This is a genomic window from Methylomonas rivi (assembly GCF_024505165.1).
GTDB classification, from domain to species: domain Bacteria; phylum Pseudomonadota; class Gammaproteobacteria; order Methylococcales; family Methylomonadaceae; genus Methylomonas; species Methylomonas rivi.
In genome coordinates, this window is record NZ_JANIBK010000080.1 from 1 (window position 1) to 17040 (window position 17040).

The following is a 17040-nucleotide window of genomic DNA, read 5'->3' on the forward strand; positions in this document are numbered from 1 at the left end:
CGACGTCGGCGAGGAACGCTTGCTGACGCATAGCGTCATCAAGCGCCTGCAAGGCGAATTCGCCAATAAAATCGAGCTCGAGAGTATTTTCTGGGAACAGGAACCCTTGCTGGCCACCGCGGATTTCCAAACCCAGCTCCCGGCGGCGTCCAAGGCGGATATCGCGGTATTCGTGCTGTGGTCGCGGTTGGGAACGCCGTTGCCGGCCGAGAAGTTGTCCCGCCCCAACGGTTCCAGCTACAACTCGGGTACCGAGTACGAATTCGAAGACGCGGTCAACGCATTTCGCCAGCACGGATCGCCGAACATTCTGGTTTACCGTAAAACCGCCGATCCCGTCACCCCGCTGAAAAACAAGACAGAAGTGCTGGCCCGCCTTGCCCAAAAAGATGCGCTGGATGCGTTTATCGAACGCTGGTTCATCGACAGCGAAGGCGCCTTTACCGCCGCGTTTCATCCCTACGCCACCACCGCGCAGTTTGAAGACCATCTGGAAGAGCATCTGCGCAAACTGATCCTGCAGAGCATCGCCAGCGAGGCAAAAGACTTCCCGGAACCCGCGCAAACCGCATGGCGCGGCTCGCCGTTTCGCGGCCTGCAGGTATTCGAATACGACCACGCCCCGATCTTTTTCGGCCGCACCCGCGCGGTCGGCGATATTCTCAACGCCCTGCGCGGCCAGGCTGCCATAGGGCGTCCGTTCGTGTTGATAACCGGCATGAGCGGCATCGGCAAATCGTCCGTGGTGCGGGCCGGCGTTTTGCCCAGCCTGACCCAACCCGGCATTATCGAAGGCGTCGGGTTGTGGCGCTACGCCATCATGCGCCCGGCCGAGTCCGCCGGCGACCTGTTCGACGGACTGGCGAACGCCTTATTGCGCGAACAGGCTTTGCCGGAACTGAGTTCAGCCTTAAACCCCACCGAATTGGCCGCTACGCTGCGGCAAAGCCCCGCCTCGGCGGTTCCGCTGATCAAGTTGGCGCTTTCCCAAGCGGCAAACCAACTTCAGGAGCAGCAACAACTCGCGGCATTACCCATCACACGCCTGGTTTTGGTGGTCGATCAGCTGGAAGAGCTATTTACTCTGCAAAGAGTCGCGCCCGACGAACGCCGCCTATTCGTTGCCGCGCTGGCGGCATTGATTAACGATGGACAACTCTGGGCGATCGCCACGCTGCGCAGCGATTTTTACCACCGCTGCGCCGAACTGCCGGCATTGCAGGACATGAAAGAAGGCAACGGCACCTATGATCTGAAACCGCCGTCGGCGGCGGAAATCCTGCAGATGATACGCCAGCCGGCGCGCATCGCCGGGCTGCGTTTCGAAGAAGATGCGGACACCGGCGCCCGGCTCGACGACACGCTGTATAACGCCGTCATCAACAGCGCCAACGCATTGCCGTTGCTGGAATTTACCTTGCAGGAACTGTTCAATCTATGCGGACAACAAGGCCTGCTCGGTTTCGCGGCGTACCGCTCGCTGGGCGGCGTCGAAGGCTCGTTGGCCAAGCGCGCGGAAACCGTATTCGACAGTCTGCCCAGCCCGATACGCGAACAGTTGCCCGCGGTGCTGTCCGCCGTGGTCGAGTTCGGCCATATCGACAAGAAAACCCCGCTACGCCGCTATGTGCCTATCGCGTCGTTCGGGCAAAATCAGCCCGCCGCCGCGCTTATCGACGCCTTTGTGCAAGCCCGGCTGTTCGTGACCGATCGCGCCGACGATGGCGGCGCCGTGGTCAGCGTTGCCCATGAAGCCCTGCTGCAGCATTGGCCGCGCATTCGGGAATGGATAGCGAACAATCTTACGCTACTGTTTCAACGCACCACGCTGACCGAAATGGCGCGGCATTGGCAAGACGCCCATAACGACCCGGACCTGCTGCTGGAAAAAGGCAAACCGTTGGACGACGCCGAAGCCCTGCTTGAACAGACGGCATCAACGCTGACCGAAACCGAGAAAAGTTACGTCCGCGCATCCACGCTTATCCGGCGTTCCCAAGGCAAATATGCCTGGCTGGGCGGGCTGATTTGCTGGACCGTCATGCTGGCCATCTCGACGGCCGGCACACTGAAGTTCAGCGAGGGCAGCTCGCTGTGGAGCATCGTCGCCGCTAATGGCGTCGTTATCGCATTTGCCTTGGCATTGGCCGCCCCGGTGGCCTGGACAACGCTGATGCGCTGGCTGGCGATGCCGCTGACTAAGGAACTCCGGGTCGGCAAACTATTCTGGACGAGCTGTACCGCGCTGTACGGCCTGTTTTTTTACCTGGCTTTTTACACTTACAACGCACCGGGCACCGAACTCAAAAATTACCTGGGCTACGTGCTGATTCTTGCCGCCATGCTCTACGTCAGCGGCGAAAAATGGCTGCGCGGCAACCGGCGCCGGCGCCAACTGTTAGCCATGAATTCGGCCGCGACCCGCGCACTCGGCTTCCGGATTCCGCTCAAGGAGTTGGCCTTTTTGCTGCTGTTTCTGCTGATAGGCGCGTTTTATCTGCTTACCGAAACCGGCACTAACGACAATCTACGCATCGAGAACTACCGCAATCTGGTGCACGATTCCAGCGGGCCGAGAGGCGTCGGCCCGCTGGTAGACGCCCGGGATATGCCCTACATTTACTACCAATTCAAACGCGACCCGCAAGGACGCGTACGGCGCGCGGAGCAATTCGGCCTGCCCTATATTTGCATGATGCCGGATTCCACCAATTACCAAAACCTGGCGCAAACCCTGGGTTTCGATGCGCGGGCCTGCGTGTTCGATTACGTTTACAGCGCCGATGGCGCCCTGCGCGGCGAAACCGCCTACAACAAAAGCGGCCAACAAGTCTGGACCCTGCAATTCACCCTGCCCGGCCAAGCTTATTTACTGCTGCCGGACATGCGGAGCGTGTTTCTCAAATTCAAGAAAAACCCGGCCGGTTACGATGAGGAAATCGCCCAACTGCATGTAGACGCTGCCCTGCGGGACGCAGGCGCCGACCAAATCGTCTCGCGGCATCGCATTAATCATAACGCCGAAGGTTTGGTAACCCGGATCGAGACTACCGATTCCAGCGGACAACCGCGGCCGGTCAACGGGCTCCGCCACACCACTACCGAGTTCAGCCATGATGCGCTCGGTCTGGCGACCGAAATAGGCTATTTTGCGGCGGACGGCCAACCGATCCTGAATGAAAAGGGGTTTGCGTTCGAAACCGTCGCTTACGACGCCAAGGGCAACCCGACCGCATTCGGCTTTCTGGACACCCGGCACCGGCCCATCAAAAACAACGACGGCTACGCCGGCGTATCGCTCGGCTACAACACAGCGGGAAAAATAACCGAAATCAATATGCTGGACGAAAGCGGCCAGCCTGTCACCCTGGCTAACGGCATCAGCCGCTGGACGCTGGACTACGACGCCAACGGCAACTTACTGAGCCAGTCGATCCGGGACAGCCAAGGCAACCCGACCCATAGCGCGGTGACGGTGACCGGCATTTGCTGCGAAGCCGAAAAACTGGGGCTGCGCGTCGGCGACATCATTACCCGCTACGACGGCCAGGAGGTGGTCAACCACTTTACGCTGGAACAACAAATGACCCGGGTCGGCTTCAAAAAAAGAACCCTGGCGGTCGAACGCGACGGTAAGGAACTGGAATTTCAGGTCAGCCCGGGATTGATCGGGGCGTATTTTTGGAGCACCGCGGGCAAAAACGGACAGTAACGCGGGTGTGGCATATTCATTTTTCCCAAGGCCGGACGGTTTTAGAAACCCGTCCGTAACGTTTTGTTCCGCCATGGCCTGCGAACGGTGGTTTGCAACCAGCGCGTGCCGGTTTCCTCGTCCAACTGGGCGAAACCACGCCGCACCGAATCCTCGCTGACCACTTTGCTCATACCCAGCAACTCGGGCTTGACGCCATCGCCGCGCAAGGCACTGATATGCGCGTAGCGTTGGTGCCCCGATAGAACCGACAACAATACCGTACCCAACGCATCGCGCTTGCAAGGCGCATTCGGACTGATCCAGGCCAAGGGACACACACCGCGCGACCCAGTCATCAAACAAGCCGCTGGCGTGCAGAAATTCGATGAAGCAAGGCAACTGCCCCAGCGGGGTCGCCGCGGCGTCAGGATTCCAGTCAACATGAATCCGGCCGGCAAAGGCATCCACCGCTGGGTCCAGAAATCGGCAATAGGGCACTACCTTCCGATTCACCTTGGGTAAGTGATAAGTTCTTGCATAAAGGCCTCCTTGCTGCATAATTTCAACGTGTTGGACTGCGTTGGCAAGGGCTAACTGCTCTTTTTGGGTTCATCGCGCCATTCGGCATCCCACCCTGCCCTGACAATAAAGAGACGCGCCATGCATTTGTCCAATCCCCTTTTGCGCATACGCCCGGAAACCCCGCATGACAGCGATTTTCTGGCTCGCCTGCACCGTTCCACGCGGGACGACTTATTGCAAGCCGGCTTGCCGGATCGGGTGTTAGAGCAATTGCTCGCCATGCAATGCCGCGCCCAGCAGAGCAGCTACCGCCAACGCTTTCCGAATGCCGAGTTTTCCATCATCGAGCAAGACGGCGCGGCTATCGGGCAACTGGTAGTACATAGAGGCGACATGAGCATTCGTCTAATTTATATGGCCTTGTTACCCCGGGCTCGAAGACGCGGATACGGCCGCTGCCTGCTGCAGGCATTACAAGCGGAAGCGGCCTTGAAACGCAAACCCGTGACGCTTTCGGTTTCGAAACAAAACATTGCGGCGCAACGGCTTTACGCCTCGCTGGGGTGGTCCGCTACGAGCCAGGATGACGCCAACTTGGAAATGATCTGGCTTAAACCGGAGACACCGGCCGCGGGATAAAAAAACCGCTTGCGGTTCTCGCCGGACCCCAGCCGTAACCCAACGCATCGGCTTACTTCGGGCAATGGCTTCGAGTGTCGGGTTACGCCCTTGATTAGGCTGTCGTAAAAGCCAAAATGTAGGTTAGAGTGGCGTAATCCAACAAAATCAAAACGTTGGGCTTCATTGCATTCAGCCCGACCTACCTTTTACGACAACCTCTTTAGGAAGGGGATTCTTGATTCACTGAGCTTCAATGAGGCCCCGGCGGTTGCCGGGAAATGACTACCCACGGTGGCAACGGATGGCACCCGCACATCCATGCTTCAATGAGGCCCCGGCGGTTGCCGGGGAATGACTCCATGGGCTGAGTTGAGTTAAAAAGGGAAATCGCACAGCTTCAATGAGGCCCCGGCGGTTGCCGGGGAATGACATATATCATTGGATATGTAATAAAAAGCAGTAAGGGTGCTTCAATGAGGCCCCGGCGGTTGCCGGGGAATGACCTTGGCTGAATAAACGAGCGCAGCGGATCATCACATAAGCTTCAATGAGGCCCCGGCGGTTGCCGGGGAATGACTCAGAACATGATGAAGAATGCATGAATGCACGAATAGCTTCAATGAGGCCCCGGCGGTTGCCGGGGAATGACATGGGTTTTGTGGGGTGCCGTTAGGGTAATACACTTTGCTTCAATGAGGCCCCGGCGGTTGCCGGGGAATGACAAATATTGTCTGGCGCGTTTGGCCTGGCGAAAGCATGCTTCAATGAGGCCCCGGCGGTTGCCGGGGAATGACGGCGGCAACAACGACAGTATTTAATGTTTTTTGGATGCTTCAATGAGGCCCCGGCGGTTGCCGGGGAATGACATCGCACCGTCGAAGCGGTATGGAACAGCAACAAAGTGAGCTTCAATGAGGCCCCGGCGGTTGCCGGGGAATGACGCTATTGCGTGGTGTCCAGCCGATACGCCGTGCGGGCTTCAATGAGGCCCCGGCGGTTGCCGGGGAATGACGCAGCAATGCCTGCTTTGAGCAACAGGACGACAGCATGCTTCAATGAGGCCCCGGCGGTTGCCGGGGAATGACGAGCATGCCTTTCAGACCGACAAGCAGGGCAAAATGCTTCAATGAGGCCCCGGCGGTTGCCGGGGAATGACGTGTATTTGATTGAGTATTGAATAATCGGATAAACCGGCTTCAATGAGGCCCCGGCGGTTGCCGGGGAATGACAATACCGCCCGCCAAGCCGTTGTTACCCCTACCAAGAGCTTCAATGAGGCCCCGGCGGTTGCCGGGGAATGACACAAGAAGGCTATATGATAGCCTACGCACTTCTTGTGCTTCAATGAGGCCCCGGCGGTTGCCGGGGAATGACCAGTTAGAAGTAAATTCAATATCGGGTACTATACTTTGCTTCAATGAGGCCCCGGCGGTTGCCGGGGAATGACACCCCCCCATTTTTGCGTGTAAAATTTTGCGGATAAGCTTCAATGAGGCCCCGGCGGTTGCCGGGGAATGACGTACGCTCGACCGCCCGCCGAAAAGCCCCGATACAGTGCTTCAATGAGGCCCCGGCGGTTGCCGGGGAATGACGGAAAAAGAGCCAAAGGGAAAGGCGGCGAAGGACAGCGCTTCAATGAGGCCCCGGCGGTTGCCGGGGAATGACAATACAGCGAAGACGATTTCCAAAACTTGTTCATGTGGCTTCAATGAGGCCCCGGCGGTTGCCGGGGAATGACGTACTATTTATGCCGCCCTCAGTCGAAAACGACGCGCCGCTTCAATGAGGCCCCGGCGGTTGCCGGGGAATGACAAAAAAATATGCGAACAAAAACAATAACTTATAAAATGCTTCAATGAGGCCCCGGCGGTTGCCGGGGAATGACAGCCGGCCTTGCAGGCCTTGTCTCCCAAGGTCTACAAGGCAAACTTGCGAGGGCTTGCGTCCAACGCCGCGTTAGACTAACTAAACAAATACCGCCTACACAAGTCGAATTTCTAATTATCTGATTTTTAAAGAGCTTTAGGGCAACGAGCGCTGGCCGGGTTTTTCGCGCCACTGCAGCGCTCGCGCCGGGCAGGCAAAAAAAAAAAGTAACTATGCCAGCCGATGCGGATCAATTGCGTAGGTCGGGTTTACCCTCAAGGGCATAAAAGCTCGATAGAGCGTAACCCGACAATCGAAGCCAACGCACCACCATAAGCCGATGCGTTGGGTTACGGCTGGCGCCTAACCTGCGCTGAATAGTTACAAAATAAACCGCGTCAGACAATCACCGTTTGCCGTTCCATCACGGCAAATTCCTTGCCCAGACTGACAATCGACGGTTTGATGTTTTCCGCCGGGCCGACGTTTATGATCAGCACATGATCGTCGGCGTGGTGAATCATGGTGTCCAGCATCGCCAGCATTTCCGCGTGTTGTTTGCGACTGAGGCGGCATTGAAACACCGACAACTGCAGCCACTCGCCATAACCTTTCATCAGCCGAAACACTTTGCGCCAGCGCTTGGGATCGCCGATGTCGTAAGTCACGATGTACAAGTGCTGCGGCGCGGCCATGTTTAACGGGTGGTAAAGTTGGGATATTCCGCCAGTTCGCCCAGCAAAAAGCGCCCCAACAAACGGGCCTGAATTTCGAACAGGCGCCGGTATTCGACCCGGTAACCGAACAAGGGGTGAGTCACTTCCTCGCACATGCGGCGTTCGAAGGCGGCGATAAAACGCTTGCGACCGCCTTCGTCGAGATTGACGCTGCCTGCCGCAGAGACGAAATCGGTCGGCCTTACTTCGCCGTTATTGATGGCTTTAAGCACCACGGAATCGGCGATGATGGGCCGGAACGGCTCCATCAAATCCAGCGCCAGCGCCGGGCGGCCGTAGCGGGGCTGGTGATAAAAACCGCGATACGGATCCAGCCCGACCGCACTCAAGCTCATGGTCCAGCTGCGCACCAGCTGGGAGTAGGCAAACGACAACATGGCATTGACCGGATCGGCGGGCGGCCTGCGGTTACGCTGGTTAAAGTCGAAGCTGAGTTGGCGGCTGTCGTCCGGTTTTTTGATCAGTTGATCGAAGGCGCCGAAGTACACCGCCGCCGCGGCGCCTTCAACGCCCAATAACTGGCTTAAATCCTTGGCGCGCAGCGCTTTGTCGGCCAAAATTTTGAGCTGGTCGGTCAGCGCATCGGCGGGCTGCTCGCCGCGCCAGTTGCGGCGCAGCAATACCCGGCTGTTCTGGATTTTGGCCCGCACCAGACCCTTGGCAATTTGCAAACACTGGCTGTCGTTAAAGCTGGCCTTGTATTGCGCGGTGCGCAATTCGACGTTTTTATGGCCGGTACCGATGGTGTGCCCGGTAAACCAGCCGCCGTGACTATGCCAGCTGACGGGAATGTCGCGGCGCATCAATTCCTGCAAACACGGGGTGGTAATGTAGACATTGCCCATGATTACCACTTGCGAGGTATCCATCAGCCGCGCGGTTTGCACCGGTTTATCGTCGATGCTGATTTCCAGTTCCTCGCCTTTTTTGCTGACTTTGGCTTTATACGCCTGCACATACACCGGCAAGGCCTCATCGCGCATCACCGCCAGCGGCCGGGGCGGATTGGCCGGGTCACGAAAGTAATTGACCTCGTCCGGCAGGCAAATACCCACCAGTGAACAGCCGGGGCATTTGGGGCTATCCTGCAACGGCAGCGGAATGTGGCCGCTGTCGGCCATCAGGCGCAAACCCTGCATGGCGTTGGCCGTCAGTTGCAGCAATTCCTCATCGAACGCCACCCGCACCCGTTCGCGGCTTTGCACAAAATACAGCAAGCCCTCGTCGCAACGGTAGCCGTGTTCGCGCAGAATCAAACCCTGCACGCACAGTTGCACGCGCTCCGGGTCATACGCGCCGCGCGCCACATGCGGGCGCTTGCCGCGCTTGTAATCGACGGGGGTGACGATGCCGTCTTCCGCTTCCAGTAAATCCAGCTTGGCAATCAGGCCCAAACGGTTCGACGACAGGGTAATCGATCGGCCGTGCAGTGTGTCGCCGTCGTCCAGATCGTCGGCCTCCGGAAAGCTTTTGGACGGTTTGTCCACCCGGCGGTGGGCATGGTCGCCTTCCACGGTGTCCGCCGACGCCGCCCATTCGCCCTGCACCCATTCCAGATAGGCCAGGCGCGGACAGTATTGAAACTCGTTAATCATCCGCGCCGGCAGCAACGGCGTATCGCCGGACAGTTCCGGAAACGGCAGCGGCAATTCAAGCTGGACGGGTGCTTGTTCGTCGGACACGGCTTAATTAATCCTCCAGCCAAAATATTTCCAGCAGTTCGCCGCCATGACCGAACAGCCGCCATTCGATAACGCGATCCGCCGGAACCCGGTGCAAATGGCCGGCCCGATCCGCGAAATGGGCCGCCTCATAGCGAATGGCGTCGGGAACCAAAGGGTGCTGTAGGGGATAGGCCGTTCTTCGGGCCAGTCGGTTACGTTAAGGTCGGTCATGGCAGGAAAACTTGGTACGTCATGCGGTTTGTCATACAATTTGTCACTCGTTTTGTCGTTTTAATGGAGCCAACCATGCCCGCCATCAGCCTGCGTTTACCCAACGATGTGGAAGCCAATCTCAAAGCCGAAGCCCAACTGGAAGGCAAAAGCCAATCGGAAATTGCCCGGCTGGCGATTACCGAATACCTGGCCCGCCGCGAGCGCGAGCGGTTTATGGCGGAAATGGTGGCGGAAGTGCGCACGGCGTACGCCGACCCGGAAATCCGCCGCGAAGCCTTGGCCATTGCCGAAGAATTCGATGCGGCCGACGATGCCCTGGACCGTTTGATTGCCGAAGAGCGCGCCGCCGGCATCGACCCTGATGAAAAATGGTGGGAATGATGAAGCGGGGTGAAATATGGGTCGGAAATTTGAACCCGCCGCGCGGTCGCGAAATCGGCAAAGCACGACCGGTGCTGATTATCCAGACCGACGAATTGAACGAAACCATTACGCCGATGGTGGTAGTGCTGCCGTTGACCACGCAGGTTTACCCACTGTTCAAGCGCTGGCGCGTCACCCTGCCGCCGCGCGGCCGCCTGCTGAAACCTTGTCAGGTCGTCACCGACCAACCCCGTGCCCTGGACAGGGATCGTTTCGGCGAAGGCCCGCTCGCCACCGTCACCGCCGAGGAATTGGCGGCGGTGGAGAAGAGTTTGCGGGGGGTGATGGGGTTGTGGTGAGGGCATCAGTCTGCTCCAAACAAGCCGCCGCCTTCGTGGCTGTCCTTACCAAGTAACAATGGTCCGTTGACTGCGACCGCAAAACTCAGGCGGAGCTGGGCTTTGATGCCGCCTTTGCGGCCTTGGTGGATATTCAGCACTTCCACCTTCGGTTCCGGTAAGCCACGGCGCAGGCATTCGTTAATAACATCGACGCGTATTGCGTCGTCAGCTTGATCTAGCGTTTTAGGGCAGCGGGTGGGCCGGTAGTTGGAAATGCTCTTCCAGCACTTTGCGGAACCTAGCAGTGGATCGTCAGGGTTCGCTAAGTTGTCCTGGAGTTGCAAGCCAATAATCCCTAACGCGCCGGCCCGAACATTCGTCAATCGGCTAACTACCGTTTCGAAGCGTTCCCTGTCGCCATTCGAAGATTGAGCATTGCGGTCGGCGCCCGACGGAGCCACCACTAGCAGGCAATCCAGCAAACCGTCGCCGTCATTATCGTCGGTGGCCAAAAAGATATGTCGGTGATTTCCGGAACGGGCAGCGGAGCCGTCCGTCTCATGGCCTGAAATCAAGCGGCTTACCTGCCCGAATAATTGCCGATCTAAACTCATCAACGCTCTGCGAACGGCTTGTAGAAAGGCTGCCCGACTTTGCACCGTAGGCCGATTACCTAGATTGATGTTAAAGCGCATGGCCGAACGGTTCTCTTCGGCCGCCGGCCGCATTACCCCAAGGCCGAGATAGCGTCCGTCACCGATTACCAGCGGGCCGGTCATTGGCTCGGTAAACGCCAGTTCCAGATGATAAAGCCTGGCGCGATCGAAACGCTGGAAAGCAAAGTCGTGTGCCAACGTGCCGGTGCTATCGAAAGGTTCGCTCTGAATTCTTAGAATTTGCACCGGCGCGGTAATGCCGCAGTGCCGCAAGGCTTGGCGGGCTGCGTAATGCAGTTGGCTTTGTTTCAAGAGTCGTTCGCCGCCGAAGTGGGCTGTAAAGCTTTTTCCCAGAGGTAATGCAACCGGTGTCACTGTTCGCCAAATGCGGGAGGCTTTTTGTCCGCTTATGCCGTAATGCTCCAGCATCTTACGATCATTTGCCTTGACCAAAACCGGTGTATTCGGGTGGATTTCGCCGGTTTCCGGATCAAATTCCAGCGGCCAGCCGGCGAATGCCCATTCCACGTCGGCCAATTGCAGCGGGCAATCGGCCGGCACTTCGACCAGCACCCGACGAATATCGGGATTTGTGTGTTGATGGCCGATCGACGGCAAGGGGATTACCCGAATGCGCAACGCCTTGTCCGCGTCATTGGCGCCAATGCCGGCCAAGTAACGTTCGGCATGCTCTGGAAAATGCGCTTTCAAGCGATTACTTGCCAGTTCAACCAAACGTTTGGTGAATTGAGCGGCAACGGTCAGCGGTTGCGCGGCAACGTCGCCGTGTTGATTTTGAATATCGAACAATAGTAACGACGACGGGCAGTTATAACCGGTGGGTTGGAATATCGGTAGCGGCGGTTTGTGGAATTCGCCTTTGCGCAGACGTTTTAATTGACCTTGGTAACGGGTCAACAGAGAGTCCAAAGACCGACTTGGACTCGGACAATCCAGCGTATTGCTGACACCTTGCGGCGTAGGCCGGAACACTGGGCCGGCATGTTGAATAATGATTTGCTGGGCATGATCGGCGCTAAGTTGCTCTGCCCAAGCAAACGCCATATCCACGCCGCGACCAAGCTGATACAGCCGTTCGCTCAGTTCAGTCAGTGTTTGTGCTTCACCAGCGTGTTCGGCAAAGAACCACACGTAATGCAGCGGTTGCAGGCCGTCGAACAGCCAAGGCTTGACTAACTTGGCATCGCGTTTTTTAGCGGCCGCCGCCAAATTGCCTTGTTGCGCATCGGCCCCGTTACGCGGCACGTAGTAGGTAGTCAATGCCGATTGCTGGTAAGTTGGACTCAATACAACCGGTGGCGGCAATTGCTCCAACCAGCGTAACGCAACCGCTTCTGCATCGGAAGCCGTGCGGCCGGTAAAAGCCGCCGCTACCAACGCTTGATATAAACGAAACGGCGAAGGTGGCCAAGTGCCATTGCCGTGATAATGGTCATCCAGCAAGCGAACGGAAATAACGAGAGCCTGTTGGTTCATGGCTTAACCCTCGGCGTCGCTTTCGGCTTCTTCTTTTTTGGCTAGGAGTTCCTTGGCTTTTTTGATGTTGAATTGGTAGGTTTTTTCGGGTTGCTTAACTCCAAAAGTAGCCGCCGCTTGCTGGGCATAGTCTTTAATCAGCAAGCGTTCTTGATCCGCCGACAAGCTATAAAGCTGCGAAGCGCCCCGTCTGGCCACCGCTTCCCAAACGTCAGCCTCATCGGCGCAACGTAACAAACAGCCTTCGCGCAAATACAGTTCGGTTTCGGCGGTGGCGGCGACCAATGCCAGGGCCAGCAAATAGCGCTTTAGCTGCCGGGTGGATTCATCGCTGTCGCCTTTGATCGACTGCAGGGCAATCAAGTTAATCGTGACTTGGCGGGTAATGGGGCCACGGGCGATGATGCCGCCCAAACCTTTAGGCGCGGGTACGTCGTTAAAGCCCTTAACGGATAGTTTTACCTTTTGCTTTTTCGCTTCGTCGGTCAACGCCTTTTTTTGGTCGTCGTCCAACAGTTTCCAAACACTGTTGTATTGGGCGGCCGTACTCAAAACTTCAACATCCTCGGCCCGGATAATCGAGCGAATCAAGCGGGGACGTTTGACTTGCGTACCTCTGGAATCCCACGCACCGAAAACCAACGATGTCGGCGCTAGTTTTGCCAAAGGTACGGCGTTATGAGTCCTCAATAATGATTTGAATGCTTCGTCGATTTCCGCAGCCAATTCGTCGGTAGACCTTACCACCGCATCGCCGGCCCGGTGCGCCAACTCCAAGATCGAAACCTTACGTTCCGGGTCGTCCTTGTTGCCCAAATTTATTTCGATTTGCGGCACCAACTGTTTGTATTCTTCATCCATAAAGACAGGCTCGCTACGGTTGGCCTGCGAAGGCACCGAGTCGATTTGGGCAACTTTAGTACCGTCCGACAGGGTGTCGATCGAGTAACCAATGTCAGCGTAGGTGGGCGGAAAAATTACACCGCCTTCGCCGTCCACCGGCAACAGTTTTTGCTTGAGTATCAATGCCACCGGGCCTTTGGGATTGTCTGCCCATTGGTCGATGATGGCGTGGCTGAGTGTTTGGGTTGGGCTCATGGCATATTCTCCTGAATGGCGTAACAGACGATTTTGTTTTTGCCCGACAAATCGAGCGCGAATTGATACTGGCGCTTGAGCGCCAAAGGCAGTTGCCCGCTCAATGCCGGCCGGGCCAATTGCGGCGGCAACCAGTCGTTCCAAACGGCATAGCGGTATCGGCGTAACGCCAATTCAAACGGACGGGCGTGTTGTAGTCCCCATGCCGCCAGCAATTCAACCACCGGCGAAGCAACGACTTTTTGCTCCAACTCCTTGTTGCTTTTCAGATCGTTGATCGAATAACCCACGTCGAGCCCCATCCACGCACCTCTCGGATCGAAATTGAAACTGCCGCCCATGCTGCACAGCACATTGAGCGGATCGAATAACAGTGCGTCATGCCTCGTGCTCCAGAGCGTCACAATTTCCCGCAACATGTCGTTGGCAATCTTCTGCGCGCTACGATTACCGGCATATAGCTTGAACGTTTCATCCACGCCGCCGTCCGCCCAGTGGCTAAGCAACACACTGCGCCCCGTCGAATCTTGCAGCTGGATCGGTAGTGAAGTTGCGTCAGCCTCCGGCGCGGGAAAGGTATCGGCAACCGTAAATTCGGTTATTTTGCTTGGCACCAGCCAATCTCCGGGAACAATGGCAATGGCTTTGGCATCGGCCAAAAAAGCAAGCACTTTGGCAAACGGATTTTCCGAAGTTTCCGTTCGCAACTGAAACTGCGCACCGGTTGCCGGTTGCCAATCGAAACGCGCTTCTGCATAACCCAACAAGGCTTCGGATGCCTCCAAAAACCCCACGCATGCCAACACTTGGCCTGGATTGGTCAAATCGACCGGGATTGTGCTGATATTCATGCCTTGCCCTCCAATTCCGCTTGTTCGTCGCTGATTTGCGAGGCGCGATGATCGGCCGCGCGAAATACCGCCTCCCACCAGGCCAAACCCCAAGGCCCCCATTGCCGTTGCAAACAGGCAAAGCGCAGCGCGGCTTGTTGTGCGCGTTCCGCCAAAACAGATGGCGGCGCGCCGGGATCGATCGGCGCAATCACCGGGCAAGCATAACCGTGATGAGAGGCGATCAAGTGCAGCGCTAAGTCCTGTAATTCTGTTGGTAACTGGTTGATGGCCGCGTCGTTTGCCACGTCCGCCAATGAACCGAATTCATGGCGGTATCCAGCCAGCAAACGCGGATTGCCGCCGCCCAAGGTTTTAGCGTAGGGGCGGCCGTCGGGTGGCGCGTTCATCGAGGTTTGCCAAAGACCTCGCTGTTTGCCCAAGTCATGGCGACGCATAGCGGCAACCACTAAGTCGGCATAATCCGCGGGAAGCGCCAAGGCTTGAGCAATGGTCTTCATTTCCCGACCTGCAAAATCGTGATGTTTTTGTAGACTTTGTTCGAATCGGGCAACGGCAGGGTCGCCTTGGCGTTGCGATTTCGGGCCGCGATACACTTGAACCAACCAGATTTCAACGGCTTCGGCGTCCTCATCGGCTTTGGGTTTAAATTGATAAACGGTGTGCCAATCGCCTTCGGCCTTAACCACGTACTCGCGACAAACCACGCGGTAACCCACTATGTGTTCATCCCATTGGTGATCGAGCGTGACCAGTCCTTCACCGTCTGCGCTGTCGTCCAATAGACCTTCGTTTGATAATCCGCCCAAAAACCGGGTTATCACAGCTTGACGGTTAGCCAACAAAACTTGCAATTCCTTAAGCTCCGCAACGTTCGCCAGTTGTTGAACAGTGAAACTGCGGTTACCGGCCAGCTTTCCGGCTCGAGTCAGTAACAACAGAGCCGGTTTTCCACTTAAATTCGAGTCAGATTTTAGGGTTTCCTGGGCGCGCTTGACCAGGTTTTTGGCCGCCTCCCGAACCGAAATTTCCAGGGTTTCGCTCAAGTGTATCGGTGCGTTTTCAAAAAAAGCTTCCACTTCGGCCGGGTTGGGAAAATCGTCGCCATAGCCCCAAGGCAGATATTGGCGCCAAGCTAGTGTGGTTTCCGGTTCTTCATTGGGCTGCCAGCCGCGTAGCCAAGGTTGAATGTCGGGGCGGGCGGTGTGTTGCTCCAACGAGGTCATCGACCAAGCATCGACCAGCGCCCGAGTAAGTGCCGGGCGTAACAGTTCTTCCGATAATGCGGCTTTCATTTCGTCGCTTGGAACTTTTGGTTTTAAAGCGGTAATCGCGCCTGGGCTGGCATCGCCTGCCAGGCGTTTTACAACGGCGAGTTGTGCTTGATAGCCTTCGAATGCCTTGGCGGTTTGCTGATAACTCGCTAACTGCTGAGCATATTCCTCTTGGACTTTCTGGTAGATTTTTTGCGCTTTTTCAAAAGCCTGTTGCTCTTGTTTGTATTGTTTCAACAACGCTTTATCCGCGTTTTCCGGCGGAATTGACGGCGGTTGCGGCATAAACACATCGGGAACGGTTGGACGTTTTACGGTGGGTGCTTTCGGTGGAATCGCAACAACCTTGATGCAGGCCGATTTTTCGCCGCGCCGATTGACTCGGCCGAAACGCTGCACCATGCGTTCGAAAGCTACCAAGTCGCAAGCCATATGATCGGCATCCAAGTCAATACCGACTTCGCCGGCGGATGTGGCAATCAGAAAGACCGGCGTGTCGTGTTTCGCTTCGGAACCGGCCAAAAAACCGTAGTCCGCTAACCAAGCAACCAGGTTTTGCCGCTCTCGAACCCGGCGGCCGCCGGTCAGGAAGTTGATCGGGTATTTGACTTTCGCTTGTTTGAAACGGTTTTCCAGATCGGCCTTGATTTTCCGGGCGTCTTCCCGCCGGTTACAGAAAATCAGGATGCGGTTACCCGAATCTTTTAAATCCCAAGCTTCCGCGCCAAGCAGTTCGGGCAAAGGGTTGCCTTCGTTTCCGATTTCGATAGAAAGTTCTTTTTTGGCGTTTAAACGTTGGGCGACTACATCGTCGCCGTAGTCTTCCGCTTGCAAACCAAACGCTTGATTCCCGCCTTGTTTGCCGGTAGCCGATAGCGACAATCGCTTAAAGGGCGGAATAGAAAGCATTTGCTCGACGGTCGGCAATAAGCTTTTATCGGAGGCTACTGCTTGCAACAAAGCTTCGAACGGCTGGCAAAGGTGGGCTTCATCCAACACGCAAAGACTATCCGCGCCAAGAAATCCAGCGTGATAACGACGCATGTTGCGCGACACGCCGTAACCTTCGAACAACAAACGTGAACCGATCATGTCGATGGTGCCTACAATAATGGCCGCTTTGGTCGGGTCGGCCAGCCACTGGCGATTATCCACAAACTGACCGCGTAGTGTCGATACCGACACAGACTCATTTTGGTTAAAGCCGAGCAATGCCTTGAGTTCCGGCAATTGCTCCAATTTTGTTTGTAGTTCCTCGGCAACTTGCGTGGCTTGGTCAACAACAACTCGCCGATCCACGACATAAACGAGTCGTCGGGGTAACGCTGGATTCAGTGCTCGGGCCAACAGCCACAAGACCATGACCGAGGTTTTGCCCAAGCCGGTCGGTAAATCCAGTGCATCGGGCAAGCGGTTTTCGCTCAGTTGATGAAACAGCCGGCGTTGCCAACGTAACGTCGGAAAGCCGGTAATTTCTTGAAAATACGCCTCGAATTTTTCGTCAATAGCCATAACTTACCTTGCTTGGTGGTTATAGGGTGGGAGCTCTGTGCTCTAACTTACAACGTCTCGGTCTCAAAACCCGATACCGAGAATTTTTATTTTTGAAATTTCTGTCTATG

At 56.5% G+C, this 17040-nt stretch carries 11 protein-coding genes and 1 CRISPR repeat array; of the genes, 4 read left to right on the forward strand and 7 right to left on the reverse strand.

Features of this window, described 5'->3' with window-relative positions; translation table 11 throughout:
- Window positions 1–3712, forward strand: a 3712-nt coding sequence (locus tag NP596_RS13865; protein ID WP_256615978.1) for an nSTAND1 domain-containing NTPase, incomplete at its 5' end; no start/stop codon positions are given.
- Window positions 3713–3753: 41 nt separating this feature from the next.
- Here NP596_RS13865 and NP596_RS13870 read toward each other — a convergent pair.
- Entirely contained in the window at window positions 3754–4050 is a 297-nt protein-coding gene (locus tag NP596_RS13870) for a hypothetical protein (protein WP_256615979.1), read from the reverse strand.
- A gap of 304 nt (window positions 4051–4354) precedes the next feature.
- Between NP596_RS13870 and NP596_RS13875 the strand changes: the two genes are divergently transcribed.
- Complete coding sequence (locus tag NP596_RS13875) at window positions 4355–4855, forward strand: GNAT family N-acetyltransferase (protein ID WP_256615980.1); 501 nt, start codon at window positions 4355–4357, stop codon at window positions 4853–4855.
- A 229-nt stretch (window positions 4856–5084) separates the two neighbouring features.
- Window positions 5085–6722: a CRISPR direct-repeat array (repeat unit 36 nt; unit sequence GCTTCAATGAGGCCCCGGCGGTTGCCGGGGAATGAC).
- A 379-nt stretch (window positions 6723–7101) separates the two neighbouring features.
- On the opposite strand, the gene cas2 is transcribed toward NP596_RS13875, so the two are convergent.
- Both cas2 and cas4g/cas1g read right to left on the reverse strand, forming a co-directional pair.
- On the reverse strand, window positions 7102–7398 hold the full coding sequence (gene cas2, locus NP596_RS13880) for a CRISPR-associated endonuclease Cas2 (RefSeq protein WP_256615981.1): 297 nt from the start codon (window positions 7396–7398) through the stop codon (window positions 7102–7104).
- A 2-nt stretch (window positions 7399–7400) separates the two neighbouring features.
- Complete coding sequence (gene cas4g/cas1g, locus NP596_RS13885; RefSeq protein ID WP_256615982.1) at window positions 7401–9122, reverse strand: CRISPR-associated endonuclease Cas4g/Cas1g; 1722 nt, start codon at window positions 9120–9122, stop codon at window positions 7401–7403.
- Window positions 9123–9410: 288 nt separating this feature from the next.
- On the opposite strand from cas4g/cas1g, the gene NP596_RS13890 reads away from it, so the two are divergent.
- Both NP596_RS13890 and NP596_RS13895 read left to right on the forward strand, forming a co-directional pair.
- Window positions 9411–9719 (forward strand): YlcI/YnfO family protein, encoded by a 309-nt coding sequence (locus NP596_RS13890; RefSeq protein ID WP_256615983.1) that lies wholly within the window; start codon window positions 9411–9413, stop codon window positions 9717–9719.
- Window positions 9719–10060: a type II toxin-antitoxin system PemK/MazF family toxin gene (locus tag NP596_RS13895; RefSeq protein WP_256615984.1), complete on the forward strand. Its 342-nt coding sequence runs from the start codon at window positions 9719–9721 to the stop codon at window positions 10058–10060. The genes NP596_RS13890 and NP596_RS13895 overlap by 1 nt, the downstream gene beginning before the upstream one ends.
- 5 nt (window positions 10061–10065) lie before the next feature.
- Here NP596_RS13895 and csb2 read toward each other — a convergent pair whose 3' ends face one another.
- Genes csb2 through cas3g form a run of 4 tightly spaced genes read right to left on the reverse strand, consistent with a single transcriptional unit; the run spans window position 10066 to window position 16930 of the window.
- A complete protein-coding gene (gene csb2 / locus NP596_RS13900; protein WP_256615985.1) occupies window positions 10066–12195 on the reverse strand; it encodes a type I-G CRISPR-associated protein Csb2 in 2130 nt (709 codons plus the stop codon).
- Between the two features lie 3 nt (window positions 12196–12198).
- Window positions 12199–13293, reverse strand: a complete 1095-nt coding sequence (gene cas7g / locus NP596_RS13905) for a type I-G CRISPR-associated RAMP protein Csb1/Cas7g (protein WP_256615986.1) — start codon at window positions 13291–13293, stop codon at window positions 12199–12201.
- Window positions 13290–14144: a type I-G CRISPR-associated protein Cas8g2 gene (gene cas8g2 / locus NP596_RS13910; RefSeq protein WP_256615987.1), complete on the reverse strand. Its 855-nt coding sequence runs from the start codon at window positions 14142–14144 to the stop codon at window positions 13290–13292. The genes cas7g and cas8g2 overlap by 4 nt, the downstream gene beginning before the upstream one ends.
- A complete protein-coding gene (gene cas3g, locus NP596_RS13915; RefSeq protein WP_256615989.1) occupies window positions 14141–16930 on the reverse strand; it encodes a type I-G CRISPR-associated helicase/endonuclease Cas3g in 2790 nt (929 codons plus the stop codon). Before cas3g ends, cas8g2 begins: the two co-directional genes overlap by 4 nt.
- Between the last annotated feature and the right edge of the window lie 110 nt (window positions 16931–17040).